The following is a 23,412-nucleotide window of genomic DNA, read 5'->3' on the forward strand; positions in this document are numbered from 1 at the left end:
ACCAGACTGCTCAGGGCGCACGCGCCGGCTCTTTCATCGGCTCGCGCATCGTGACAAACTCCTCCGCCGCCGTCGGGTGGATGCCGATGGTGCTGTCGAAAATCGCCTTGGTCGCACCGGCCTTCATGGCTACCGCGAAACCCTGAACCACCTCGCCCGCGTCGGCCCCCACCATGTGCAGGCCGACCACGCGGTCCGAAGCGTCGTCCACCACCAGCTTCATCAGCGTGCGCTCGGTGCTGCCGCTCAGGGTGTGCTTGAGTGCCTTGAACTCGCTGCGGTAAATGCTGACCTTGCCGAATTCCTTGCGCGCATCGGCTTCCGAATAACCCACGGTGCCAATGTTCGGGTGGGTGAACACCGCGGTCGGGATGAAGTCGTAACTCATGCGGCGCGGCTTCTTGCCGGCCGCGGCGCCAAACAGGTGGTCGACCACCACCATGGCCTCGCCCAGCGCCACCGGCGTCAGCTGGATGCGTGCGGTCACGTCGCCCAGCGCGTAGATCGACGGCACCGAGGTCTGGTAGTGGGCATTGACCTCGATGGCCCCCTGGTGGTTGAGCGGGACACCCGCGTTTTCCAGGCCCAGGCCGGCCACGTTGGGCAGGCGGCCGGTCGCGTACAGCACGGCATCGACCGTGGTGCTGCTGCCGTCCTGCAGTTGCACGTGCAGCCCGTCCGCCGCCTGGCTGATGGCCGCCACATCGGCGTGCAGCCGCAAGTCCACGCCGGTCTTGAGCATTTCCGCGGCCACGAAGGTCCGCACTTCCGCGTCGAAGCCGCGCAACACCTGGGCGCCGCGGTAAAGCTGGGTGACCTTGGCACCCAGGCCGTTGAAGATGGAGGCAAATTCGCAGGCGATGTAGCCGCCGCCCACCACCAGAAGGCGCGCGGGGAAAGGCGTTATGTCGAAAATCTGGTCCGAGGTGATCACCAGCTCACGGCCCTTCACCTCGGGCAGGCTGGGCCGGCCGCCGGTGGCGACCAGGATGTGTTTGGCGGTGTAGCGGCTGCCTTCCACCTCGACCGTGTGGGCGTCGGCCAGGGTGGCCCAGCCCTCGATGATCTGCACGCCCGAGCCCTGGAGCAGCTGGATGTACACGCCGTTGAGGCGCGAAATTTCAAGCGCCCGGTTGGTCTTGAGTCGCTCCCAGTGGAACACCGGCGCCTCGCCGGTCCAGCCGAAGCCGCGCGACTCTTCAAAGGCTTCGGCATAGTGTGCCGCGTAGCTGTACAGTTTTTTGGGGATGCAGCCGACGTTGACGCAGGTGCCGCCCATGGCGGCCACCTCGGCCAGCGCCACGCGCGCGCCGCGCTGCGCGGCCATGCGCGCGGCGCGCACGCCGCCGCTGCCGCCGCCGATGACAAACAGGTCAAAGTCAAAATTTTTCATGGGTTGTGTTCTGTGTTCTTGCCGGAAAGGACTCAAGCATGCCTGCAGCGCCTTGAGCCTGCAAGGGACGGGGCTTTTGATATAAAAATGATAGCTGCCTTCGTACTACCCGCCTGGGCTTCGGGCTGATTGAATGCTTGAGCCCAGGAACCGTCACCGGCGCTCAGGTTTGAAACTCCCGGAGTTCGTGCCTGATCCTGGCCCGCATCGAGGCCTTGCCTGGTTTTGTGCCCATGGTCAAAACCCCCGTCGGACTGGCAGCATGAGCCGCCGGGCCGTTCCCAAGGCGAATACCGCAGCGCGTGGCGCGGAGGTCTACCAGTGAGCCGCCGGGCCGTTCCCAAGGCGGCTACCGCAGCGCGTGGCGCGGAGGTGAGTGCATGATCATTCCCACGTTTCACGAGGGTGAACGTGCGGTGCAGGCGCGTATGGGCGTGCAGGAGCGGCGCAATCGCATGAACGGCGTGCTGCGCCATGCGGGCGCTTCTGGGTTTTCGGTGGAACTCAGCCAGAGTTTCGACAACTGCCCCAAGTACATCCAGGCACGTGAACCGGTGTATCTCGAAGACCGCCCCGATGCCGCCCCCGGTGCCGCGCCGGTGGTGCACGAGTTGTTGCAACTCGACGACGCGGCGCGCCGCATCGTCACCAGTGCCGACGCGTTTTTTATCGCCACGGTCTACGCCGGTGACACCATGCAGGCGGGCCGCGCCGCGGGCGTGGACGTGTCGCACCGCGGCGGCAAGCCCGGATTTGTGCGCCGGCAACTACTTTTTCAACACGCTGGGCAATATCTCGGTGAATCCGCGCGCCGGCCTGCTGTTCATTGATTTCGACAAGGGCGACCTGCTTTACCTGGCCGTCATGGCCGGAATCCTCTGGGACGGCCCCGAGCTGCAATCCTTTGCCGGTGCGCAACGCCTGATGCGTTTCAGGGTGCAATCGATGCGCCTGGTGGAGTCCTCATGGCCCCTGCGCTGGGGCGGGGCGGAGCTGTCTCCCGCGCTGGAGGGTACCGGCGCCTGGACCCAAGCCCCATGCTGAATCGCCTCAGCCGATGGCTTCCAGCGCGAGTTCGCGCTCCAGCCAGGCGCGGAATTTTTGCACCGCCGGCCGTTCCGCGCTGTGGACCGACGTGACGATGTGGTAGCCCAGGCCCGCGACCGTCTGGCCGGGCAGGACCACGTTCAATTGACCGCTGCCCAGCAGCGGCAGCACCAGCGGCGTGCGCCCTATGGCGACCCCGGCGCCTTGCACTGCGGCCGTCAACACATGTTCGTACTGCGAAAAATACAGGCAAGGCTGCCGGGCCGAGGGCTTCAGACCCAGCCGTTCGTACCAGGCCGTCCAGGACATCCACGCAAAGCGCGTGGCCGGGTCGTGGTACACCAGCAGCGGCGTTTGCAGGATGTCGGTGGCCGAGTGGATGCGCGCCGCGACGGCCGGCGCCGCGACCAGCAGGGCTTGTTCCTGCAACAGGGGCGGCGGGCCTTCGCCGGCGGGCAACACAGGCCTCAGCCGCACGGCCAGGTCCATGCCTTCGCGTTCCAGGTTCACCCGGGCTTCCGAAGCGTCGACACGCACGTCAATGGCGGGCTCCTGCAGCTGGAATTTTGCGAGTTTGGGCGCCAGCCACAGCGCAGCGAAGGAGGGCGTGGTGGTGACAGCCACCGACGCCCGGTCGACCGCCAGCAGGCGGTCCACGGCCGAGGCCAGTTGCGCCAGCGCCGCGCGGGCCGCCTCATAAAGCTCGCGGCCCTGCGGCGTGAGGCTCAGCCCCTTGCCGCCGCGCAGGAACAGCGCTTTTCCCAGCGCGTCTTCCAGGATTTTGATCTGCTTGCTGACCGCCGACTGCGTGATGCACAGCTCCTCGGCCGCTGCCGTGAAGCTCAGGTGCCGCGCCGCCGATTCAAAGCCGCGTATCGCGTCCAGCGACATGGCGCGCAGCGCATGGGAAGAAGAAGGGCTCAGCATGGCATGAATGGCAGGAATGCCCCGGATGACAAACCATCCGGCCGCGCGGGCCGGGACGAGGGAAGAATCAAACCACACTTTCCAGGGAGACCACCATGTTTATTCTGCAAACCCCGCTGACGCTCGGGCCCATCCCCAAACCCCTGCGCCTGCGGCGCGGCCAGGTCCTGACCTGCACCGGGGGTTGCCTCTGGATCACCAGCGATGCGCTGGCCGGGCGCCGGGACAGCGACGTCGTGCTCGAGAGCGGCGAGTCCTTTGTCACGCCGCAAGCCGCGACCTACTTTGTGGGCGCCCCGCGCGGTTGGGGCGTCCTGTCATTTGTATCCCCGCCCACCCCTGCCCGAAACCCGCTGGAGACAACATGCTGATAGAAACCGGACGCCATGGCCAACAGGTGGTACTCACCCTCAGCCGCCCCGACAAACTCAATGCGCTGAGTTATGAACTGATAGACGAACTCATGGACAGACTCAACGCCCTGGAGCGCGACGACAGCGTGCGCTGCCTCGTGCTGACCGGGCAGGGCGGCAAGGCATTCAGTTCAGGCGCCGACATCGCGGGTTTCGCGCCCGATGTCGCCGCATCGCCCGAGGCGGCTTACCGCAACTTCGTTTTGCGCGGCCAGGCCCTGACGCGGCGCATCGAGAACTACCCCAAGCCCATCATCGCGGGCATCAACGGCATCGCCTTCGGCGGCGGCTGCGAAATCATGGAGGCCTGCAGCCTGGCGATCGCGGCGGAACATGCGCGCTTTGCCAAACCCGAAATCCGGCTTGGTTTTCCGCCACCCTTCGGCGGCACGCAGCGCCTGCCACGCCACATAGGCCGCAAGCACGCCAACGAGATGATCCTGACAGGCGACGCCATCAGCGCCGGGGAAGCCCTGTTGCTCGGCCTCGTCAACCACGTGGTGCCGGCCCATGAACTGCTGCCGGCCTGCCTGCAGATGGCAGACCGCATCGCCGAAAACTCCGCCGTGGCCGTGACGGCCTCGCTGCGCGCGGTGACGCGCGGGCTCAATGCGTCCATCGACGAGGGTCTGGCCATCGAGGCGGCGCAGGTCATGGTTGCGGTGGCTTCGCAGGATGCGCGGGAGGGCACGGCCGCCTTCGTTGAAAAGCGCCGGCCGGTGTTCTGCCACCACTGAAGCGCTGTTTCAGTCGCCAAGCCGGTGACCGGCGACGACTTCTCCCGGGCTTGCGCCTTACCTCGAGGCGGTGGCGCGGGTGCGGCCGTAGTGGCGCGTCAGTTCGATGCTGGCCACACACACGGCCAGCCAGGCCGTGCCGGAGGCAAACCCGGCGAGCACGTCGGTGGCGAAGTGCACTTGCAGAAAAACCCGGCTGCAGCCGACCGAAAACGCCAGGGTGGCAGCCAGCAGCACCAGCGGCAGACTGGCGCGGCGCGCCATGGCCGGCGGCAGGCTGTGGATCAGCACATAGGCCAGCATGCCGTAGACGACCACCGATCCGCTGCTGTGCCCGCTCGGGAAACTCCAGCCGTCCGCATGCACCAGGGCGCTGTCGTGCACGGGCCGGGTTCTTTCAAACAGCGCCTTGAGGGTGGTGTTGAGCAAGGCGTTGCCGCTGACGGCCAGCACCCAGCCCAGGGCCAGCCAGCGCCGGCCGCGCAGCAGCAACACCGTCGCCACTCCCACACCCCATGCCGCCAGGGTAGCGGTGTCGCCAAGCCGGGTGACCCACGCGAAAACCTGCAGGGCCCACCCGGCGGTGCTGGCGCGAAGCGCGTCTGAAAACAGCTGGTCGAGCTGGCCGGCGCGTGGGCCATCACCGAGGGCTTCGGCAATTTCCGCAAAAACGGCCGCTGCGCCCACCAGCACGGCAAACCCCGATGCCAGCCGGATCAGCAGGAAGGCACCGGCCGGCAGCGTGCTGGTCTTGCTTGGCACGGCGTAGCGCTGCGCCAGCCACCACAGCAGGGTGGCGGCGGGCAGCAGCAAGGCCAGCAGCGCAAAAAAGAGCGTCAGGCCCAAGTTGCCCAGGGCCTGGACCACGGCGGCGGAAGTATCAGCAAAAGGCATGGCGGGTGGGCGGGTGACAGCAGGTAAGGGGAAAAGGGCGTTCCGGCTAGCTTACGCTGTGCGGGCGTCTGCGGCCCCTGTTGGTGTCACCGGCGCTGGCCGACCCTGAAACGCTATTAATATAGTAGCTGAAGGCGCACGTCCCATAAGGGCTGGAACCTTTTTTATTCATATTTTGACCGCCTCGGGCGGCGGCGGCGCCTGCGCCTGCCAGGGGCTCTCCAGGTGCGCCAGGGGGCGGGAAAAGCCTCAGCGCCGATAATCAGGGGATGACTTCTTCCCCTTCGACTTCCGGCGCAGCCAGCACCGACTTCAGCACGCTGCCGCTGAACCCTGCGATGCAGGCCAATCTCAAAACCCTGGGTTACCTGGCCATGACGCCGATCCAGGCGGCCAGCCTGCCGCTGGCGCTGGCCGGCAAGGACCTGATCGCGCAGGCCAAAACCGGCAGCGGCAAGACCGCGGCGTTTGCGCTGGCCCTGCTGGCCAACCTCAATGCGCGGCGTTTTGCGGTGCAGGCCATGGTGCTCTGCCCGACACGTGAGCTGGCGGACCAGGTCGCCACGGAAATCCGCCGCCTGGCGCGGGCGGAAGAAAACGTGAAGGTGGTGGTGCTCTGCGGCGGCGTGCCGCTGCGCAACCAGACCGCCAGCCTGGAAAACGGCGCCCACATCGTGGTTGGCACGCCGGGCCGCATCATGGACCACCTGGCGCGCGGCAACCTGACGCTGGAGGCGATGAACACGCTGGTGCTCGACGAAGCCGACCGCATGCTGGACATGGGCTTTTTCGACGACATCGCCACCGTCGCCAAACAGTGCCCGAAAGAACGCCAGACCCTGCTGTTTTCTGCCACCTACCCGGAAGGCATTGCGAAAATCAGCCAGCAGTTCATGAAGACGCCGCAAACCATCACGGTGCAGGCGCAGCATGAAAAAACCAAAATCCAGCAGCGCTGGTACCAGGTGCCCGACAGCGACCACGACGAAGCCCGCCTGGGCGCCGTCGCGCAGGTGCTGCGGCACTTCCGCCCGGCAAGCACGCTGGCGTTTTGCAACACCAAGTCGCAGTGCCGCGCGCTCGTGGCTTATCTCAAAGACCAGGGCTTCAGCGCGCTGGCCTTGTTTGGCGAGCTCGAGCAGCGCGAGCGCGACCAGGTGCTGGTGCAGTTTTCCAACCGCAGCTGCTCGGTGCTGGTGGCCACCGACGTGGCGGCGCGCGGCCTGGACATAACGCAGCTCGAAATGGTCATCAACGTCGACGTGACGCCGGACGCCGAGGTGCACATCCACCGCATCGGGCGCACCGGCCGTGCCGACGAAGAGGGCTGGGCCATCAGCCTGGCCAGCATGGACGAGATGGGGCACGTCGGGAAAATCGAGGTGCTGCAGAAAGCCGAGTCCGAGTGGCACAAGCTCAGCGAACTGACGCCGGCCAGCAACGAGCCGCTGCTGCCGCCCATGGTGACCTTGCAGATCGTCGGTGGCCGCAAGGAAAAAATCCGCGCGGGCGACGTGCTGGGCGCGTTGACCGGTGAAGCCGGCAATGTGCCGCCTTTCACGCGCGAGCAGGTCGGCAAGATCAACGTCAATGAATTTTCCACCTATGTCGCGGTGGACCGCGCGATTGCCAGCCAGGCCCAGCAAAAGCTGGCTACCGGCGGCGTCAAGGGCAAAAGTATCAAGGTGCGCTTCATGGACGAGGCCTGAGCGGGCAACCCTGTGACAGCCGGCGCGCCGAGCACATCCGGGCTGGCCGTGGTGGTGGGCGCCGGCGGTGCGCTGGGAGCGGCCCTGCTGGCGCAACTGCAGCACGAGGGTCCATACGACCGCGTGCTGGGCCTGGGCCGTGCGGGCGAGATCCGCATCGACTATGCGGATGAGGCCAGCATCGCTGCGGCGGCGCAGGCCGTCGCCAACATGTGTGCCGAGTCCGGGCTGGCACTGCGCCTGTTGCTGGTCGCGACCGGCTTTCTCCATGGTGCGCAAGGCCAGCCCGAACGCAGCTGGCGCCACCTCGATGCCGGTTACCTGCAGCAGGTCTTCCTGGTCAACACCTTCGGTCCGGCGCTGCTGATCAAGCATTTCTTTCCGCTGCTGCCCCGGCAGGGGCGCTGCGTGGCCGGCTTTGTGTCGGCCAGGGTCGGCAGCATCAGCGACAACGCGCTGGGGGGCTGGTACGGCTACCGGGCATCGAAGGCGGCGCTCAACCAGCTGGTCAAAACCGCGGCCATCGAGCTGACGCGCAACAACAGCGAAAGCATTTGCGTGGCGCTGCACCCAGGCACGGTGAACACGCCGCTGAGCCAGCCCTTTGCCAAATCCGGGCTCACGGTGCGCCCGCCGCAGGAAGCCGCCGGCGATCTGCTGGCTGTGCTCGCTGGTCTGGCGCCGGCCGATACGGGGGCGCTGGTGGACTACCGGGGGCAGACGCTGCCTTTTTGAGGGTTCAACTCAAAAAACGACTCCAGCCCTTGACTGGATTACGCTGACAGCTATAAAAACAGGAGCGAATCGCGTCCCGCCCAAGCGTTTGCCGATATGCGCGGCGGGGCTCGCGTGTGTCTGTAGGCGGCCAGGCCCGGTGCACGTCAGACCTTGCCTCCGGCGCAGATACGCCTGCATCGCCAGCATCATGGCCGTTCGGCCCGTTGTGGCCCGCTGCCTGCTTTTGCGCGCCACAATTGATGCAGCGCGGCGATGCCAGCGGGCTTCGTTGTCACGCCACCCCGCCATTTCCCCGCGAACGCAGACTGCCTGAACCAGGTTTGGCTGCCGCATCACTCCAGGAAGACACCGTATGGTCAGGCTTAAATTTTCCATTGAACTGGGTTACCAGGTCGCCGATGCCGGCTGCGATTTCATCTTCGATATCCATGCGGCCCACACGCGCGAGCAGGCGGTGGTCAGCGAAACCCTGGGCATCAGCCAGGTCCTGCAGCCCGAGTTTTATACCGACGCGGTCAGCCGCAATCGCTACCTCAAGTTCAGGGCCATGCCCGGTCCGCTGACGGTCAGTTACGGGGCGACGGTGGACATTCGCCACCATGTGGCGCAACCCGACCAGGTGGCCGAGGTCGGCGTGTTGCAGCTGCCCGGCGCGGTGCTGCCTTATCTCTACCCCAGCCGTTATTGCCAGTCCGACCGGCTGCACCGGCTGGCCGTCAAGGAGTTTGGCCAGCTGCGCCAGGGTTACAGCCGGGTCCAGGCCATCCGCGACTGGGTCAACCAGCGTGTGACCTTTACTTCCAACAGCTCGACCGGCTACACCACCGCGGTGGATACGCTGATCGACGAGGCCGGTGTTTGCCGCGATTTTGCGCACCTGATGATTGCGCTGTGCCGTGCGGTCAACATTCCGGCGCGGTTTGTCAGCGGCATCGACTACGGCGCCGACCCGGCCTTGGGTCCGACCGATTTTCACGCCTATGTCGAGGTTTATGTGGGCCACCGCTGGTACATGTTCGACCCCTCGGGAACGGCGATTCCGATGGGGTTTGTGCGCCTGGCCACCGGCCGTGATGCGGCAGACGCCGCGTTTGCAACCATGTTCGGCGGTGTCAGCTCGTCGGCGCCGGTGATCAGCATCGAGGCCTTGCCCGATGATCAGGGCCAGCTGGTGATGCCCCAGCATGTGGCCGAGGCGCTGTCTACCGATGGAGCGGCAGACAACTAGGCGAGGGCTACCGGACTTTCCGGACCCGTCAGTTGCTTACGCGTCGGGCGCGGCCGCAGCGCGCCGGCGCCGCTCCATGTAAGCCTGCAACTCGCCGACCACACCCTTGCGGAAGGCCAGCACGCACAGCACAAAAATCACGCCGATGATCACGGTGACCCAGGAGCCCACCTTGTCGGCGAGCAGGTTTTGCAGCGAGATCACGATGCCAGCGCCGAACACCGGGCCGAAGAAGGTGCCGACACCGCCGAGCAGCGTCATCAGGATCACTTCGCCCGACATCGACCAGTGCGCGTCGGACAGGGTGGCAAAACCCATGACCAGGGTCTTGAGCGAACCGGCCAGGCCGGCCAGCGCGGCCGACAGCACAAAGGCCAGCAGCTTGTAGCGGTCCACCTGGTAGCCCAGCGAAATCGCGCGCGGTTCGTTCTCACGGATCATCTTGAGCACCTGGCCGAAAGGCGAACGCACGATGCGCGAGATGGCCAGAAAACAGCCGACAAACACCGCCACCACCAGGTAGTACATGGCGGTGTCCGACTCCAGCGAGAACAGGCCGAACAGCGCACCGCGCGGCACGCCCTGCAGGCCGTCTTCACCCCCGGTAAACGGTGCCTGCAGGCAGACGAAATACACCATCTGCGCAATCGCCAGCGTGATCATGGCGAAGTAGATGCCCTGGCGCCGGATGGCGACCATGCCGACCACCAGGCCGATCAGGCCCGAGGCCACCACGCCGGCCACGATGCCCAGCTCGGGCGTCCAGCCCTGCGACTTGACGATCCAGCCGGTGACGTAGGCGGCCGAGCCGAAAAACGCCGCGTGGCCGAAAGACAGCAGGCCGGTGAAACCCAGTAGCAGGTTGAAGGCGCAGGCAAAAATGGCGAAGCACAGCAGCTTCATGACAAACACCGGGTAGAGGCCGAGCATGGGCGCCACCAGCGCCAGGATCAGCAGCGCGATGTAGGTGATTCGAATGAGTTTGGCGGCTTGGGTCATCTGCTTGTTGTCATGGGGAGAAGTGATGGCAGGGCTCATGGCTCAGGCCTCCTTGCCGAACAGGCCGGCGGGCCGGAACATCAGCACGATGACCATGATGACAAACACCACAATGTTGGAGGCTTCGGGATAAAACACCCGTGTCAGCCCTTCGACGATGCCCAGGCCGAGGCCGGTCACGATGGAACCCATGATGGAGCCCATGCCGCCGATCACGACCACGGCAAACACCACGATGATCAGGTTGGAGCCCATCAGCGGGTTGACCTGGATGATGGGTGCGGCCAGCACACCGGCCAGCGCGGCCAGTGCGGCGCCGGCGCCGTAGGTCAGCATCACCATCATGGGCACGTTGATGCCGAAGGCCTGCACCAGCGCGGCGTTTTCGGTGCCGGCGCGCAGGTAGGCGCCGAGCCGGGTGCGCTCGATGAGGTACCAGGTGCCCAGGCAGACCACCAGCGACACCAGCACCACCCAGGCGCGGTAGTTCGGCAGGACCATGAAGCCCAGGTTGGTCGCGCCCGAGAGCAGCTCAGGCACGTTGTAGGACTGGCCTGACGCGCCGTACAGCTCGCGGAACACACCCTCGAGAATCAGCGCCAGACCAAAGGTCAGCAGCAGGCCGTACAGCGGGTCGAGCTTGTACAGGTGTTTGAGGAAAAGACGCTCGATGACCACGCCGAGCGTGCCCACCAGCAGCGGTGCCAGGATCAGCGCCGCCCAGTAATTGATGCCGAACTTGTCGAGCATGATCCAGGCGGCAAAGGCGCCCAGCATGTACAGTGCGCCGTGCGCAAAATTGACCACGCCCAGCAGGCCGAAGATCACCGCCAGCCCGAGGCTGAGCATGGCGTAAAACGCGCCATTGACCAGGCCCAGCAGCAGCTGGCCCAGAAAGGCTTGATGGGGAATACCGAAAATTTCCATGGAGACCCGTCAGTTCACGCTGTGAGAGTACAAACAATAGCAAAGTAAAAAGTGGCCGGCCGCGCTGCGACCGGCCACTTCGGGGTCAGCTTACTTCTTGAGCAGGGCGCACTTGGACTCGGCGACCGTGGTGAAGGCCTGGTCACCAGGGATCTTGGCGACCATTTTGTAGTAGTCCCATGGGGTGGTGGACTCTTTGGCCGACTTGACCTGGTACAGGTACATGTCGTGGATCATGCGGCCGTCGGCGCGGATCTGGCCCTTGTTGTAGAAGTCGTCGATCTTCATGCCCTTGAGCGTGGCCATGACCTTGTCGCCGTCTGTTGTGCCGGCGGCCTGTACGGCCTTCAGGTAGCTCGTCGCGGCCGAGTAGTCGGCGGCCTGCAGGCTCGAAGGCATGCGTTTGTACTTGTCGAAGAAGCGCTTGGCGAACGCACGGGATGCGTCGTCCTGGTTCCAGTACCAGCTGTCGGCGAGCTGCAGGCCTTCGGTGTTGGCCAGGCCCAGGCTGTGCACGTCGTTGATGAACACCAGCAGGCCGGCCACCTTCATGGTCTTGTTGATGCCGAATTCCTTGGCGGCTTTCATGGCGTTGGTGAAGTCGCCGCCCGCGTTGGCCAGTGCCAGCACCTGGGCCTTGGACGATTGCGCCTGCAGCAGGAAGGATGAAAAGTCGGAGGCATTGAGCGGGTGGCGCACGGCGCCGGCCACGGTGCCGCCGTTGGCCTTGACCACGGTCGTTGCATCACCTTCGAGCGAATAACCGAAAGCATAGTCGGCCGTCAGGAAGAACCAGTTCTTGGCACCGGACTTCACCAGGGCGCCGCCGGCCACCTTGGCCAGTGCCACGGTGTCGTAGGCGTAATGCACGGTGTAAGGCGAGCAGGCTTCATTGGTCAGGCGGGCCGAGCCGGGGCCGATGGCGATGAAGGGTTTCTTTCTTTCTTCGGCGATCTTGGCCATGGCCAGTGCCGTGCCCGAGTTGGTGCCGCCGATCAGCATGGACAGGCCATCCTTGTCCATCCACTCGCGTGCCTTGGAGCTGGCCACGTCGGCCTTGTTCTGGTGGTCGGCGGTCAGTACTTCGATCGGACGGTTCAGCACCTTGCCGCCGAAATCCTGGGCAGCCCACTTGACCATTTCACCACCGGCCGGGCCGTCGATGTCGGCGTACAGGCTGGACATGTCGGTGATGAAGCCGATCTTGACGGGGCCGGTGTTCTGCGCGGAGGCGGCGGCGGCGAAGCCGATGGCCAGTGCGGCGACGAGGGTTTTGAGTTTCATGGAGTCTCCTTGGGTTGTGGTCGAAAGCGGAAAAAGTGGAAAGGGCCTGGCCGGACGGCGGTCAGACACCGAGGTATTCCTGCAGCATGCCCATGTTCTGGGTCAGCTCGTTCTGCGCAAACTGTTTCACGATGGTGCCGTGTTCCATCACGTAAAAGCGGTCGGCCAGCGGCGCGGCGAAGCGGAAGTTCTGCTCGACCAGCACGATGGTGTAACCCTTGGCCTTGAGCGTCAGAATCATCTCGGCGAGCTTTTGCACGATGACGGGCGCCAGGCCCTCGGAGATTTCGTCGAGCAGCAGCAGGCGTGCGCCGGTGCGCAGGATGCGTGCCACCGCCAGCATCTGCTGCTCGCCGCCCGACAGGCGTGTGCCGGGGCTGGACGCGCGTTCTTTCAGGTTGGGAAACATGGCGTAGATTTCGTCGAGGCTCATGCCGCCCGGTGCCAGCGTGGGCGGCAGCATCAGGTTTTCCTCGGCGGTCAGGCTGGCGAAGATGCCACGCTCTTCAGGGCAGTAACCCACACCCAGGTGCGCCACCTTGTGCGGCGCCAGCTTGATGGTTTCTTCACCGTTGATGCGGATCGAACCCTTGCGCGAACCGGTCAGGCCGACGATGGCACGCATGGTGGTGGTGCGCCCGGCGCCGTTGCGGCCCAGCAGTGTGACCACCTCGCCCTCGTGCACCGTCAGGTTCACACCGTGCAGGATGTGCGACTCGCCATACCAGGCGTGCAGGTTCTCGATTTTCAGGAGTTCTTTGGTCATGCAGGCCTCCGGCGTGCCATAAAAGTCAGCCAACGCAGCGAAGAGGTGAGCGTGCGGACTGTGTCTTCACCAGCCGGGGCCGCGGAACCGGCTTTGCCGGGCCGCAGGCGCAGCGCCCCCCTGGGGGGCAGCGTGTTACACGAAGTGAAAAGCGTGGGGGCCAACATCAGTGCGCTCCCTGCAGTTCGGTGTTGGCCGTGCCCATGTAGGCTTCGATCACCAGCGGATTTTTCGACACTTCGGCGTACGGGCCGTCGGCAATGATGGCGCCGCGCTGCAGCACCGTGATGCGGTCGGCGATCGACGAGACCACGTTCATGTTGTGCTCCACCATCAGGATGGTGCGCCCGGCGGAGACCTTCTTGATCAGCTGTGTCACGCGGTCCACGTCTTCGTGGCCCATGCCCTGTGTGGGTTCGTCCAGCAGCATCAGCTCGGGCTCGAGCGCCAGCGTGGTGGCCAGCTCCAGCGCGCGTTTGCGGCCGTAGGGCAGGTTGACGGTCAGCTCGTCGGCGAAGTCCTGCAGGTCCACCTCGGCCAGCAACTGGCGGGCGCGGTCATGCAGGGGAAACAGCGTGCTTTCGGCTTTCCAGAAATGAAACGAGGTGCCCAGGTTGCGCTGCAGCGCGGCGCGCACGTTTTCCAGCACGGTCATGTGCGGAAACACTGCCGAGATCTGGAAGGAACGGACAATGCCGCGCCGAGCCGTCTGCGCCGGCTTTTCGGTCGTGATGTCCTTGCCGTTGAAAAGGATGGTGCCGGTGGTCGGAGGCAGAAATTTGGTCAGCAGGTTGAAGAAAGTGGTTTTGCCCGCGCCGTTGGGGCCGATCAACGCGTGGATATGGCCGCGCTGGACCTTCAGGTCCACCTGGTTGACGGCCACGAATCCCTTGAATTCCTTGGTCAACCCACGCGTTTCAAGAATGAACTCCGCTGACAAATTGCTCTCCGGCTACAGACATTGAAGGGGCGGGCGCACAGGCCCGTCACAGAGAATTTCATGCTAACGAGTCGCGTTGTCGAGCGTGAGCGGGTTAGGACTTAGGTAGTTTTACGTGCCGGGCTGGCGCAGGGAAAACCCGCAGGCAGGGCCGCCCTCTGTCAGGGGACAAGGATGCCCGCCGCGGCAGGGTTTTGCCAGAAGGAAAGCCGGTGGGCGCCGGCCTTTCAGCGCGCGTGGGTCACACCGCCGTCGACCACCAGCGTGGAGCCGACCACGTAGTCCCCGGCGCGCGAGGCCAGGTAGATGGCGGCGCCGGCCATGTCGGCATCCTGCCCCACGCGGCCGGCCGGGATGCGTGCGGCGACCGCCTCGCCGTGGTCGCGGGCGTCCTTGTTCATGTCCGAGGCAAAAGCGCCGGGCGCGATCGCGCTGACCACGATGTTGTCCTGGATCAGGCGCAAGGCCATGCGCCGGGTCAGCTGGATCAGGCCGGCCTTGCTCGCCGCATAGGAATAGGTCTCCATGGGGTTGACCGAAATGCCGTCGATGGAGGCAATGTTGATGACCTTGGCGGGGCGCTGCTCGCCGGACTTGCGCAGGGCGGTGATCAGCGCCTGCGTCAGGAAGAAAGGCGTCTTGAGGTTCAGGTCCATCACCTTGTCCCAGCCGCTTTCGGGAAACTCGTCAAACGGGGCGCCCCAGGCGGCGCCGGCGTTGTTGACCAGGATGTCGAGCTGCGGCTCGTGCGCACCGTACGCCGCGGCCAGGCCCCTGGCCCCTTCGAGCGTCGAGACATCGGCGGGCAGCGACACGCAGTGCCCCAGGCTGGCCAGTTCCCTGGCGGTCTGGTCGCAGGCTGCGGCCTTGCGCGCCGAGATATAGACCCGCGCACCCTGCGCCAGGAAACCGGCGGCAATCATGCGGCCAATGCCGCGCGAACCGCCGGTGATCAGCGCCGTGCGGCCCTGGAGGGAAAAAAGATCGTTCATCGCGGACTCCTGGCTGTGGGGGATGGGGGAGGGAAAGGCTTGCGTGGCAGCTTATCGCCAGTGCGGCGGCGAAGGCGTCACCTGCGTGTCTGCGCTGCACGGGGCCGGGACACCCGGCGTTTGTTATTTATGATAAAAAATGGCTCCAGCCCCTGATAGGCAAGCGCAACCAGCTATCAAAAAAGGAGCATCCGAGGCCTCCCCTCCGGGGCCTGGCATCCGTGCCGGACCGGCCCGGACAGCGGGAATCCGGGTAACAAGCAGGGACTTTCCTGCGGGCAGGCGCTTGCCAGGGGTAAGGTGGAGGGCTCAGCCACCTGCCAAGGAGACCTCATGCGTGTCGACATTTACCGCCGGGCCGAAGCCAATCGCCAGTTTTCCTACCTCGCTGTGCCTGAAGGGCGGCTGATTCCCGAGGAGGCCACGAATACCGATTGGGAGTCCGAAGCCCGCGCCGTGGAAATGGGTGCCAGCGCCGAGAAGATCAGCCAGTATGCGATTCCCCGCCCCGAGCAGCAAATTGCCGAAAAAGGCTACGCCATCACCAGCGTCAACCGCGCCGGCCACTGAGGGCGGTTTGGGGCCTGAAACCAGGCCTCAGGACACTCAGTCCCCGCGCGCTGCGGCGGCCCGGAGTTTGTCTTTCTTGCTGGGGCGTTTGCCCTTGATGCCGCCCGTCGAAGGCGGGCTGCCGACCTCGTCTGGCGACGGCTCGGCCGGCAGCGGTTCAAACCCTTCAATCTGCTCGAGCGGCAGGCTCACCTGCTGGCGTTTTTCGATCAGGCGCCAGTGGGCCAGCGTGTCCGCGCTGACAAAACTCAGGGCGACGCCGCTTTCTCCGGCGCGGCCGGTGCGGCCGATACGGTGGATGTACTCCACCGCCGAACGCGGCAGGTCGTAGTTCACCACCACCGGCAGCTGTGCAATGTCCAGGCCGCGGGCCGCCACATCGGTGGCGATCACCACCTTGAGCCGCGAGGCCTTGAAGTCGGCCAGCACCTGCGTGCGTTTGCCCTGGCTCAGCTCGCCATGGAAAGGCTCGGCGTTGATCCGCACCTTGCGCAGCTTGTCGGCCACGATTTCGGCCGCGTGTTTGGTGGCCACAAAGACCAGCACCCGGCGCCAGCCGTTGGTCTGGATCAGGTGGCGCAGCAGCTGGGTGCGCCGTCCGGCGTCCACGGCAATGGCCCGCTGCACGATGTCGGGTGCCTGCTCCGGCTCGGACAGGACTTCGATACGCACGGGTTCGCGCAGCAGCGTCTGCGCCAGGGCCTGCACGGCGGGCGGCAGGGTGGCCGAGAAAAACAGGTTCTGGCGCTGCGGCGCGAGCAGGGCGAGGATGCGCCCGAGTTCGTCGGCAAAACCGAGCTCGAAGAGCCGGTCGGCCTCATCGAGCACCAGCGCCGTGACGCCGGACAGCACCAGTGCGTTGTGGTCCACCAGGTCCAGCAGGCGGCCGGGGGTGGCGACCACGATGTCGGCCCCGCCGCGCAGGTTCATCATCTGCGGGTTGATGGACACGCCGCCAAACACAGTCGCCACCTTCAGGGCCTGCGGCAGCTGCTGCGCCAGGCTGCGGACGGTCTCGCCGACCTGCGCCGCGAGTTCACGTGTGGGGACCAGGACCAGCGCGCGTACCCTGCGCGGCTTCTGGTGCGGGCCCGCCAGCAGTTGCTGCAGCAGCGGCAGCACAAAGGCCGCCGTCTTGCCCGAACCGGTTTGCGCCGAACCCAGCACATCACGGCCCTGCAGGATGGCGGGAATCGCGGCGGTCTGGATCGGTGTGGGCGCCAGATAGCCCCTGGTGCCGACGGCGTGCAGCAGGGCGGGGGACAGGCCCAGTGAGGAAAATGGCATGAAAAGGGAGCTTTGAGGGAGCTTGGTGAGGGTGAAGGTGGTTCCGGAGAGCGCCCGCCGTAAAGGCCCAGTTTAAGCGCTTGCGACCCGGGGTCGCGGAGCAGCGCAAGCCGCATAATCAAGGGCACACAAATCACGTCCGTCCGGGCTGATACCAGACCCCCGAAAGGCACCCGTGAAAAAGACATTCCAGCTCAACATCGAAGGCAAAAACCGGGATCGCGTGCTCGATGCCGTCAAGCACGAAATCCGAAAATACGTCAAAAGGCAACGCCGGGTGCCGCTGCCCGAGGGCGTGGACTACTGGGATTTCGACTGCCGTTTCGGCACCACTCCGGACAAGGCCGCCGTGGTGCATTTTGCGACCATCATGGGATTGATCGATGCAGTGGCCGCGGAAGGCGGCGCTGCGTTTTACCTCGAACTGCTCGCCAAAGAGGGGCACCGCACGGCCAGACCCGCCGCGGCCCCCGCGGAAAGTGCGGATGGACAGGACGCATCGTCCTGAAGCACCCTTTGCATTTCCTCGAGTTCGATTACAGCGAAGACGCGCAGGGCGTGGGGACTTTCGACGCGATGGCGTCTGTCCGGCCCGACCAGGTGGCGGCCGTCCGCACGGAAATCGTGCAGGTGCTGGAGTGGGCACATTCGGCCTTCCCGGGCCTGCAGGCGCCGCTGGACGATGGCGGGGAGTGGGACTTCAACCTGCAGGAGCAGGAAGAGGAGGCGGGCGACCGCTGGTACACGCTGACCCTGTCGATGGGCGGCAGCCCGCAGTTCTGTGCCGCCTTCAGGCAGCGTTTTGTTTACGCGTGAATCTCAAGCCTGCGGCGGCGGCAGGCCCAGCGCGTGAAAGACCTGGATCGCCGCCCAGGCGTCGTTGGCTGAATACACGATCTGGCTGTCCGTCAGCTGCCGGTTCGCCCAGTTCGAGGTGGTGGCTTTTCTCGACTTGATGAAACGCCGGTTGAACACCACAGCTACCGCGCCGCGGACGCCGATCTCCTTGGCGTAGCCGCGACTCCTGAACACCGCGTTGAGGTCCAGCACATTGCGCGGAGAAACGCCCAGGGTGCGCCGGATCTGCTGATGGTCGCCAGCCAGCCCGAAGCCCACCTTGGCTGCCGTTTCCAGCTCGAGAAGGGCCGACACGGTGTCGCGGCATCCTGCGTCATGCAACTGGAACACCCAGGCCTTGTGCAGGGTGGAAAACTGCACGACGTGCGGGCCTTCGGACACCTGGTCCCTGAAGAAGGTGGGTTTGGATTCGGTGTCAAAGCCCAGCACGGCGCTGGTCGCCAGTGACTGGAAGGCTTCATCGGCCTGCTGGCGCGTGGAGACCACAAAAATATCGGGCAAACCGAGCTGCGCCAGGGGCTCGAGCCGTGCAAGCTCCTCCTTGGTCGGCGACGGCAGGTGCGACATGCGGGGGGCAGGCGGTCAGGCCGGGGTGACGACGCTGGGGATGTCCGTGGCCGGCGGCGTGTTGCGGCTGCGGCCGCTGCGCACGATGCCGTCAATCATCACCATGCCCACACCGGGAATGTCGCCGCGCTGCACGCTGTCGAGCAGGTTCAGGCCGGACGAGTGCTGGGCCTTGTCCATGAACACGAAGTCGGCATCGCGGCCGACCTCGATCAGGCCGCAGTTGAGCTGGCGTATACGCGCCGTGTTGCCGGTGGCAAAACAGAAGGCCAGCTCCGCCGGAATGTTGCCCAGGCTGGACAGAAGGGCGATGAGCCGCAACATGCCCAGCGGCTGCACGCCGGAGCCGGCGGGCCCGTCCGTGCCGAGGATCACCCGGTGCGGGCATTTGAGCTGCAACGCGGCCTGCGCCGCCGCAATGGCGACCTTTTCGTTGCCGTTGTGCACGATCTCGATGGCGCGCGAGGACTTTTCACAGAGCTCGCAGACATGCTGCTCCGACAGGGCGGTGTGCCCGCCGTTGATGTGGCCGATCACGTCGGCGTCGGCCTCGAGCACCACGTCCTTGTCGATCAGGCCGGAGCCGGGAATCGACGGGCCACCGGTGTGGATGGTGCTCTGGATGCCGTACTTGCGGGCCCAGGCCACCATCTCCCTGGCTTCGTAGCCGGCCTTGACCGAGCCCAGGCCGACCTCACCGAGCAACGTGACGCCGGCTTCGGCCAGCTCCTTGAAGTCCTGCTCGACCATGCCTTTTTCGATGATGGGGGCGCCGGCCAGCACCTTGACGCCGCCGGGGCGGAAGTTGTCGAAAGCCCGCTGCGCGGTGATGGCCAAGGCTTTGAGCCCGACGATGTCCTTGGGGCGGCCGGGCAGGTGCACTTCGCCGGCTGAAATCATGGTGGTGACGCCGCCGTGCATCGTGGAATCAATCCAGCCGATCTGGTTTTGCCGCGGCGTCCAGTCCCCGAACACGGGATGGACATGGCTGTCGATCAGCCCCGGGCAGACGCAGGTCTGGTGCGCATCGATGATGGTCTGCGCGCCCTCGGTGTCGCAGTCCTTGGCCTTGCCGACGGCGACGATCAGTCCGTCGTTCACGACAATGGTGTCTGCGTCCAGAATCGGCTTGTCGATGTCGCCGGACAGCAGTAGTCCGATGTTTTTGATCACCACTTTTCCGGATTTTCCGGTCGATACAGCTTCAGCCATGTTGTTTGCCCTCTCAAAGGTCGTGGGTGGGAATGTCCGCCGGCGGCGCGGAGGTGTCAGGGGTTGAGCATCACGGTGCGCAGCACGGTGCTGGTGATGAAGGCCTGCCAGTCGGCCAGGGCCTCGGGGGTCTGCAGGTCTTCCCCGAGGAAGGCCGACAGCGTGTGGCGGTTGGAGATGTAGAAATAGCCGGTTGCCGCGATCAGCAGGTAGACATTTCGTGCGGAGATGTCAGGGCGAAACACCTTTTTTTTCACCCCGCTTTCCAGCAGCTTCTGGATAATCGCGATGGCGGGCGACGAGTACTCCCGGGCGCGCATGGACTTGGAGATGTGTTTGCCGCGGTGCAGGTTTTCCGTGTTGAGCAGCGTGATGAACTCCGGGTTCTTGCTGTAATAGGTCACGACAAAACGGATCACTTCCTTGAGCGACTCCACCGGCTGCTCCAGGTCAAGGTCGAGCTCCAGCTCGGCATCGTTCATCCGGCGGTACATGTCTTCCAGCACTTCGATGAACAGGCCTTCCTTGCTCCCGAAGTAGTAGTAAATCATCCGGTCGAAGGACTTGGCCGACTGCGAGATTTTTTCCACGCTGCCGCCTTCGTAGCCATACCGCGCAAAGACCTTGGTGGCGGCACGCAGGATGTTGTCGCGCGTGGTCTGCGCGGCCTGCTCCCGCACACCCGGCCGCTTTGCCGAGGCGAGCCGGGCAGTCGCCGAGCGTGGGGATGTGGTTTTGGTGGCCATGGCGTCAGTTAGCAGGCGATAAGCGTGGAGGTCTTCTCTTCGCCAGCCGGGGCCGCGGAGCCGGCTTTGCCGGGCCGCAGGCGCAGCGCCCCCTCGGGGGGCAGCGTACTACGCGAAGCGAGAAGCGTGGGGGCCATATTATTGCTCGGCAAACGCACGTTCGATCACAAAGTCGCCGGGTCTGGAGGTGTTGCCCTCCACAAAACCGCGTTTCTCGAGCATGTGTTTCAGGTCCTTGAGCATGCCCGGGCTGCCGCAGATCATGACGCGGTCCTGCGCGGGGTCCAGCGGGGGCAGCTTCAGGTCTTCAAACATCTTGCCGGTTTCCATCAGGTCGGTGACGCGGCCCATGTTGCGGTAACTCTCGCGCGTCACGGTCGGGTAATACAGCAGCTGCCTGGACACCATCTCGCCGAGGAACTCGTGCTGCGGCAGATGGTCCACGACCAGGTCATGGTAGGCCAGCTCGTCGGCCTGGCGCACGCCGTGCACCAGAACGATCTGCTCGAACTGTTCGTAAGTCGCCGGGTCGCGGATGATGCTCATGAAGGGCGCCAAACCGGTTCCGGTGGACAGCAGGTACAGCCGCTTGCCGGGAAGCAGGTAATCGATCACCAGGGTGCCGGTCGGCTTGCGCCCGACGATGATGGTGTCGCCCACCTTGATGTGCTGAAGCCGCGACGTCAGGGGGCCGTCGGGCACCTTGATGCTCAGAAACTCCAGATGTTCCTCGTGGTTGGGGCTCACGATGCTGTAGGCCCGCAGCAGCGGCTTGTCGTTGACCCGCAGGCCTATCATCGTGAAATGGCCGTTGCTGAAGCGCAGCGACTGGTCGCGGGTGGTGGTGAAAGTAAACAGGCGGTCGGTCCAGTGGTGGACGGACAGGACACGTTCTTCGTTGAAGGCGCTCATGGTGGTGGATGCAGGGGCTGGAGGTTCGGGTTGAATGGTTCAGCCGGCGAGATGGATGCTCGCCAGCTTGCCGGTTTTGTCTTTCCATTGCTCCGCCGTCGCCAGGGGCGCGATGCGCCTGGAAATGGTGGGCCATTGTCTGGCGAGGCGCTGGTTCAGCTCGAAAAAGGGTTCGAATTGGGCGGGCGTGTCCGTGTCGGCGTAAATGGCGTTGACCGGACATTCGGGAATACACACGGCGCAGTCAATACACTCGTCGGGATCGATCACCAGAAAGTCGGGACCTTCCTTGAAACAGTCGACCGGACAGACGTCCACACAATCCGTGTATTTGCATTTGATGCAGGCATCGGTGACGACGTGGGTCATGAGGTCCTTGAGGAGGTCTGCCGGGAAGGCCGCCGGCGGTCGATGGCATCAATGTGCCATACAAATGTAGTGAACGCAACATTTAAATGTAGCGCCCATAACATTTTTTGCCGAATTCCGGATTTGACGTGTAAACACTATTGCACCGGCCATGCGTATGCGCTACATTGATTTCAAATGTAGCAAGTGCAACATTCTAATTAAGCAAGCGCTACATCGGGAGTGACGCGCGGGATGACCGGCAGGACGAAGGCAAACACGATGACCGAGCATACAAAGACGGACGGATTACCAGGCATGAATTCCCCGGGGCTTCCCCAGGTTCTGGAAAAGGCCCGGCCGCGCAGCGAGCGGATGAACAGCGAGAAGATTGAGTGCAACGCCTGTCCGGTGTTGTGCCAGATTTCCGACGGCCGCAGCGGCGCCTGCGACCGGTATGCCAACCACGGCGGCACGCTGGTTCGGGTCGATCCCGTGCTGTTGCTGCGCCGTACCCTGGACGGCGGGGAGCCTGTGGTCGTGCCGTTCACCGCCCGACCCGTCGCCGCGGGCGCGCCTGATCCGGTTGCGTTGCCGGATGCCGCGCCGGAGGAAACATCCTGGAACGGTGACCTGTTACTGGCCGACGAGGTGTTCATCACCGGCGTGGGCTCCTCGACGACCTACCCCGACTACAAACCGGCGCCTTTCATCGTGTCGTCCAGGGCGGCGGGTGTTGACATGGTGACGGTGGTCACCGAAGGCATCTTCAGCTACTGCAGCCTCAAGGTGAAGATAGACACCGACCGCTTCCTCGGCGCCGAGCAGGCCAATGTGCGTTGCAAGGGCGAGGTTGTGGGCCATGTGACCACGGCGGAGTATGGTTCCCAGATGTTGTCACTGGGTGGCGTGCATCACCTGACCGGAGGGAGCAAGAAAGAGGGCCGCGTGACGGTCGAGATGATGATGGCGCTGGGCAACAAGCAGCCGGCCGAACTCACGATTGATGGCGGCTCCCAGATCCTGATTCAGGCCGGCCGTGCACCCATCGTCAACGGGGTGGAGGAAAAGCGCATGCGTGTGGGCTGCGGCTCGGCCACCATCGGCATTTTTGCGAAGCAGTTTTTTGGCAAGCTCGACGAGGTGGTGGTGGTTGACGATCACATCACCGGTGTGCTGACCGAGCACCAGGCCGGCCGTTGCCTGGACATGCGACCCTCGGGGATCAGGATGCGCGGCCGCAAATCCACGCCGGGACGTTATTTCCAGGTGGCCAACCCCGGAACAGGATGGGGTGGGACGGACATCGCCGATCCGCTGGCCATCATCGAAAGCTGGGAGACCGAGGCGGCCTGGCCCGGCCTTCGGCTGCTCATGACATCGACCACCGGCGAGCACGCGAGCTGGTATGTTCTCGACGACAAGCTCCAGCCGGTGGAGCAGGACATGCCCGAAGACGTGCGTCGCATTGTCGAGCGCATCGGCGAAAACTGCGAGCCTTCGCTGACCACCGTGCTTTTCCTGGGCGGCGCCGGCGGCAGCCTGCGTGCCGGGGTCACGGAAAACCCGGTTTTGCTGACGCGCGCCATCAAGGACGCGCTGGTCAATGTCACCTGCGGCGGGGCGCCTGCTTATATCTGGCCGGGCGGCGGGATCACCGTGATGGCCGATGTCATGCGCATGCCGGACAACAGCTTCGGCACCGTGCCCACACCGGCCATCGTCGCACCCATTGAATTCAGCATGAAGCTCGACGACTACCGTGCGCTGGGCGGTCATATGGATCATGTGCGCACGCTGGAAGATGCACTGCGCCGGGGAGCGTGGCACAACGAAGGTGCGCCCACGGCCCGCAAGTGGGTGCCCTTGCCCCCAGCCAATCCGTGGCCGCTCGCACGGCCACCACTGCTGGGCTGAG

General features: G+C 64.8%; 26 protein-coding genes. 11 read left to right on the top strand and 15 right to left on the bottom strand.

From position 1 onward, the window contains the following. Positions 1–10 precede the first annotated feature (10 nt). Positions 11–1,393, bottom strand: a complete 1,383-nt coding sequence (gorA, locus tag PSV40_RS11845; protein WP_300537680.1) for a glutathione-disulfide reductase — start codon at positions 1,391–1,393, stop codon at positions 11–13. 380 nt (positions 1,394–1,773) lie between these two features. On the opposite strand from gorA, the gene PSV40_RS11850 reads away from it, so the two are divergent. Together PSV40_RS11850 and PSV40_RS11855 are read left to right on the top strand one after the other, a co-directional pair. Beyond that, positions 1,774–2,223, top strand: coding sequence for a hypothetical protein (locus PSV40_RS11850; protein WP_300537682.1), 450 nt, complete (start codon positions 1,774–1,776; stop codon positions 2,221–2,223). Further along, positions 2,192–2,437, top strand: coding sequence for a hypothetical protein (locus PSV40_RS11855; RefSeq protein WP_300537684.1), 246 nt, complete (start codon positions 2,192–2,194; stop codon positions 2,435–2,437). Before PSV40_RS11850 ends, PSV40_RS11855 begins: the two co-directional genes overlap by 32 nt. Positions 2,438–2,443: 6 nt before the next feature. On the opposite strand, the gene PSV40_RS11860 is transcribed toward PSV40_RS11855, so the two are convergent. Beyond that, positions 2,444–3,367 carry a LysR substrate-binding domain-containing protein gene (locus tag PSV40_RS11860; RefSeq protein ID WP_300537686.1) on the bottom strand — a complete coding sequence of 308 codons (924 nt, stop codon included), beginning with the start codon at positions 3,365–3,367 and terminating at the stop codon, positions 2,444–2,446. Between the two features lie 95 nt (positions 3,368–3,462). Here PSV40_RS11860 and PSV40_RS11865 point away from each other — a divergent pair, with 95 nt between their 5' ends. Together PSV40_RS11865 and PSV40_RS11870 are read left to right on the top strand one after the other, a co-directional pair. Further along, entirely contained in the window at positions 3,463–3,738 is a 276-nt protein-coding gene (locus PSV40_RS11865) for a DUF2917 domain-containing protein (RefSeq protein ID WP_300537688.1), read from the top strand. Next, positions 3,732–4,517: a crotonase/enoyl-CoA hydratase family protein gene (locus tag PSV40_RS11870; protein WP_300537690.1), complete on the top strand. Its 786-nt coding sequence runs from the start codon at positions 3,732–3,734 to the stop codon at positions 4,515–4,517. The genes PSV40_RS11865 and PSV40_RS11870 overlap by 7 nt, the downstream gene beginning before the upstream one ends. A gap of 57 nt (positions 4,518–4,574) precedes the next feature. Here PSV40_RS11870 and PSV40_RS11875 read toward each other — a convergent pair whose 3' ends face one another. Continuing rightward, entirely contained in the window at positions 4,575–5,411 is an 837-nt protein-coding gene (locus PSV40_RS11875; protein ID WP_300537692.1) for a phosphatase PAP2 family protein, read from the bottom strand. Between the two features lie 269 nt (positions 5,412–5,680). On the opposite strand from PSV40_RS11875, the gene dbpA reads away from it, so the two are divergent. The 3 genes from dbpA (at position 5,681) to PSV40_RS11890 (ending at position 9,086) form a co-directional block, all read left to right on the top strand. Then, positions 5,681–7,120, top strand: coding sequence for an ATP-dependent RNA helicase DbpA (gene dbpA, locus PSV40_RS11880; protein ID WP_300537694.1), 1,440 nt, complete (start codon positions 5,681–5,683; stop codon positions 7,118–7,120). A 12-nt stretch (positions 7,121–7,132) separates the two neighbouring features. Beyond that, a complete protein-coding gene (locus tag PSV40_RS11885; RefSeq protein WP_300537696.1) occupies positions 7,133–7,855 on the top strand; it encodes an SDR family NAD(P)-dependent oxidoreductase in 723 nt (240 codons plus the stop codon). Positions 7,856–8,210: 355 nt separating this feature from the next. Then, entirely contained in the window at positions 8,211–9,086 is an 876-nt protein-coding gene (locus PSV40_RS11890) for a transglutaminase family protein (RefSeq protein WP_300537698.1), read from the top strand. A gap of 36 nt (positions 9,087–9,122) precedes the next feature. On the opposite strand, the gene PSV40_RS11895 is transcribed toward PSV40_RS11890, so the two are convergent. From PSV40_RS11895 to PSV40_RS11920, 6 genes are all read right to left on the bottom strand, one after another. After that, positions 9,123–10,085, bottom strand: coding sequence for a branched-chain amino acid ABC transporter permease (locus PSV40_RS11895; RefSeq protein ID WP_300537844.1), 963 nt, complete (start codon positions 10,083–10,085; stop codon positions 9,123–9,125). A gap of 42 nt (positions 10,086–10,127) precedes the next feature. Then, the gene (locus PSV40_RS11900; RefSeq protein WP_300537699.1) at positions 10,128–11,012 is read right to left on the bottom strand and encodes a branched-chain amino acid ABC transporter permease; all 885 of its coding nucleotides are present in this window, start codon (positions 11,010–11,012) and stop codon (positions 10,128–10,130) included. 90 nt (positions 11,013–11,102) lie between these two features. Next, positions 11,103–12,296, bottom strand: coding sequence for an ABC transporter substrate-binding protein (locus PSV40_RS11905; RefSeq protein WP_300537701.1), 1,194 nt, complete (start codon positions 12,294–12,296; stop codon positions 11,103–11,105). 61 nt (positions 12,297–12,357) lie between these two features. Beyond that, positions 12,358–13,062, bottom strand: a complete 705-nt coding sequence (locus tag PSV40_RS11910; protein WP_300537703.1) for an ABC transporter ATP-binding protein — start codon at positions 13,060–13,062, stop codon at positions 12,358–12,360. 166 nt (positions 13,063–13,228) lie between these two features. Next, positions 13,229–14,002 carry an ABC transporter ATP-binding protein gene (locus PSV40_RS11915; RefSeq protein WP_300537705.1) on the bottom strand — a complete coding sequence of 258 codons (774 nt, stop codon included), beginning with the start codon at positions 14,000–14,002 and terminating at the stop codon, positions 13,229–13,231. 227 nt (positions 14,003–14,229) lie between these two features. Then, positions 14,230–14,994 carry an SDR family oxidoreductase gene (locus PSV40_RS11920; protein ID WP_096699551.1) on the bottom strand — a complete coding sequence of 255 codons (765 nt, stop codon included), beginning with the start codon at positions 14,992–14,994 and terminating at the stop codon, positions 14,230–14,232. A 333-nt stretch (positions 14,995–15,327) separates the two neighbouring features. Here PSV40_RS11920 and PSV40_RS11925 point away from each other — a divergent pair, with 333 nt between their 5' ends. Next, the gene (locus PSV40_RS11925) at positions 15,328–15,564 is read left to right on the top strand and encodes a DUF6139 family protein (protein WP_300537707.1); all 237 of its coding nucleotides are present in this window, start codon (positions 15,328–15,330) and stop codon (positions 15,562–15,564) included. A 36-nt stretch (positions 15,565–15,600) separates the two neighbouring features. Here the strand turns inward: PSV40_RS11925 and PSV40_RS11930 are convergent, their stop codons facing one another. Continuing rightward, positions 15,601–16,851, bottom strand: a complete 1,251-nt coding sequence (locus PSV40_RS11930; RefSeq protein ID WP_300537709.1) for a DEAD/DEAH box helicase — start codon at positions 16,849–16,851, stop codon at positions 15,601–15,603. A gap of 175 nt (positions 16,852–17,026) precedes the next feature. On the opposite strand from PSV40_RS11930, the gene PSV40_RS11935 reads away from it, so the two are divergent. Together PSV40_RS11935 and PSV40_RS11940 are read left to right on the top strand one after the other, a co-directional pair. After that, complete coding sequence (locus PSV40_RS11935) at positions 17,027–17,359, top strand: DUF6172 family protein (protein ID WP_300537711.1); 333 nt, start codon at positions 17,027–17,029, stop codon at positions 17,357–17,359. Between the two features lie 8 nt (positions 17,360–17,367). After that, positions 17,368–17,667, top strand: a complete 300-nt coding sequence (locus PSV40_RS11940; RefSeq protein ID WP_300537712.1) for a hypothetical protein — start codon at positions 17,368–17,370, stop codon at positions 17,665–17,667. A gap of 3 nt (positions 17,668–17,670) precedes the next feature. On the opposite strand, the gene PSV40_RS11945 is transcribed toward PSV40_RS11940, so the two are convergent. The 5 genes from PSV40_RS11945 to fdxA form a co-directional block, all read right to left on the bottom strand. Then, positions 17,671–18,276, bottom strand: a complete 606-nt coding sequence (locus tag PSV40_RS11945; RefSeq protein ID WP_300537714.1) for a 3'-5' exonuclease — start codon at positions 18,274–18,276, stop codon at positions 17,671–17,673. Positions 18,277–18,291: 15 nt separating this feature from the next. Next, positions 18,292–19,488: an amidohydrolase family protein gene (locus PSV40_RS11950; protein ID WP_300537716.1), complete on the bottom strand. Its 1,197-nt coding sequence runs from the start codon at positions 19,486–19,488 to the stop codon at positions 18,292–18,294. A gap of 56 nt (positions 19,489–19,544) precedes the next feature. Continuing rightward, positions 19,545–20,234 carry a TetR/AcrR family transcriptional regulator gene (locus PSV40_RS11955; RefSeq protein ID WP_300537718.1) on the bottom strand — a complete coding sequence of 230 codons (690 nt, stop codon included), beginning with the start codon at positions 20,232–20,234 and terminating at the stop codon, positions 19,545–19,547. A 138-nt stretch (positions 20,235–20,372) separates the two neighbouring features. Continuing rightward, complete coding sequence (locus PSV40_RS11960) at positions 20,373–21,146, bottom strand: ferredoxin--NADP reductase (protein ID WP_293593975.1); 774 nt, start codon at positions 21,144–21,146, stop codon at positions 20,373–20,375. A gap of 39 nt (positions 21,147–21,185) precedes the next feature. After that, positions 21,186–21,515, bottom strand: a complete 330-nt coding sequence (gene fdxA / locus PSV40_RS11965; protein ID WP_300537721.1) for a ferredoxin FdxA — start codon at positions 21,513–21,515, stop codon at positions 21,186–21,188. Positions 21,516–21,776: 261 nt separating this feature from the next. Here fdxA and PSV40_RS11970 point away from each other — a divergent pair, with 261 nt between their 5' ends. Next, a complete protein-coding gene (locus PSV40_RS11970) occupies positions 21,777–23,411 on the top strand; it encodes a 6-hydroxynicotinate reductase (RefSeq protein WP_300537723.1) in 1,635 nt (544 codons plus the stop codon). The last annotated feature ends 1 nt before the right edge of the window (position 23,412 follow it).

The sequence above is a fragment of the Polaromonas sp. genome, from assembly GCF_029945925.1.
Taxonomy (GTDB): Bacteria; Pseudomonadota; Gammaproteobacteria; order Burkholderiales; family Burkholderiaceae_C; genus Polaromonas.

What these genes read in the sequence shown, in the direction of transcription:
- PSV40_RS11850 (WP_300537682.1), top strand. Translation starts at nt 1,774, where the DNA reads ATGATCATTCCCACGTTTCACGAGGGTGAACGTGCGGTGCAGGCGCGT.
- PSV40_RS11920 (WP_096699551.1), bottom strand. Translation starts at nt 14,994, where the DNA reads ATGAACGATCTTTTTTCCCTCCAGGGCCGCACGGCGCTGATCACCGGC.
- PSV40_RS11865 (WP_300537688.1), top strand. Translation starts at nt 3,463, where the DNA reads ATGTTTATTCTGCAAACCCCGCTGACGCTCGGGCCCATCCCCAAACCC.
- PSV40_RS11905 (WP_300537701.1), bottom strand. Translation starts at nt 12,296, where the DNA reads ATGAAACTCAAAACCCTCGTCGCCGCACTGGCCATCGGCTTCGCCGCC.
- PSV40_RS11945 (WP_300537714.1), bottom strand. Translation starts at nt 18,276, where the DNA reads ATGTCGCACCTGCCGTCGCCGACCAAGGAGGAGCTTGCACGGCTCGAG.
- PSV40_RS11860 (WP_300537686.1), bottom strand. Translation starts at nt 3,367, where the DNA reads ATGCTGAGCCCTTCTTCTTCCCATGCGCTGCGCGCCATGTCGCTGGAC.
- PSV40_RS11895 (WP_300537844.1), bottom strand. Translation starts at nt 10,085, where the DNA reads ATGACCCAAGCCGCCAAACTCATTCGAATCACCTACATCGCGCTGCTG.
- gorA (WP_300537680.1), bottom strand. Translation starts at nt 1,393, where the DNA reads ATGAAAAATTTTGACTTTGACCTGTTTGTCATCGGCGGCGGCAGCGGC.
- PSV40_RS11910 (WP_300537703.1), bottom strand. Translation starts at nt 13,062, where the DNA reads ATGACCAAAGAACTCCTGAAAATCGAGAACCTGCACGCCTGGTATGGC.
- PSV40_RS11950 (WP_300537716.1), bottom strand. Translation starts at nt 19,488, where the DNA reads ATGGCTGAAGCTGTATCGACCGGAAAATCCGGAAAAGTGGTGATCAAA.
- PSV40_RS11870 (WP_300537690.1), top strand. Translation starts at nt 3,732, where the DNA reads ATGCTGATAGAAACCGGACGCCATGGCCAACAGGTGGTACTCACCCTC.
- PSV40_RS11955 (WP_300537718.1), bottom strand. Translation starts at nt 20,234, where the DNA reads ATGGCCACCAAAACCACATCCCCACGCTCGGCGACTGCCCGGCTCGCC.
- PSV40_RS11875 (WP_300537692.1), bottom strand. Translation starts at nt 5,411, where the DNA reads ATGCCTTTTGCTGATACTTCCGCCGCCGTGGTCCAGGCCCTGGGCAAC.
- PSV40_RS11930 (WP_300537709.1), bottom strand. Translation starts at nt 16,851, where the DNA reads ATGCCATTTTCCTCACTGGGCCTGTCCCCCGCCCTGCTGCACGCCGTC.
- dbpA (WP_300537694.1), top strand. Translation starts at nt 5,681, where the DNA reads ATGACTTCTTCCCCTTCGACTTCCGGCGCAGCCAGCACCGACTTCAGC.
- PSV40_RS11960 (WP_293593975.1), bottom strand. Translation starts at nt 21,146, where the DNA reads ATGAGCGCCTTCAACGAAGAACGTGTCCTGTCCGTCCACCACTGGACC.
- PSV40_RS11970 (WP_300537723.1), top strand. Translation starts at nt 21,777, where the DNA reads ATGACCGAGCATACAAAGACGGACGGATTACCAGGCATGAATTCCCCG.
- fdxA (WP_300537721.1), bottom strand. Translation starts at nt 21,515, where the DNA reads ATGACCCACGTCGTCACCGATGCCTGCATCAAATGCAAATACACGGAT.
- PSV40_RS11925 (WP_300537707.1), top strand. Translation starts at nt 15,328, where the DNA reads ATGCGTGTCGACATTTACCGCCGGGCCGAAGCCAATCGCCAGTTTTCC.
- PSV40_RS11890 (WP_300537698.1), top strand. Translation starts at nt 8,211, where the DNA reads ATGGTCAGGCTTAAATTTTCCATTGAACTGGGTTACCAGGTCGCCGAT.
- PSV40_RS11900 (WP_300537699.1), bottom strand. Translation starts at nt 11,012, where the DNA reads ATGGAAATTTTCGGTATTCCCCATCAAGCCTTTCTGGGCCAGCTGCTG.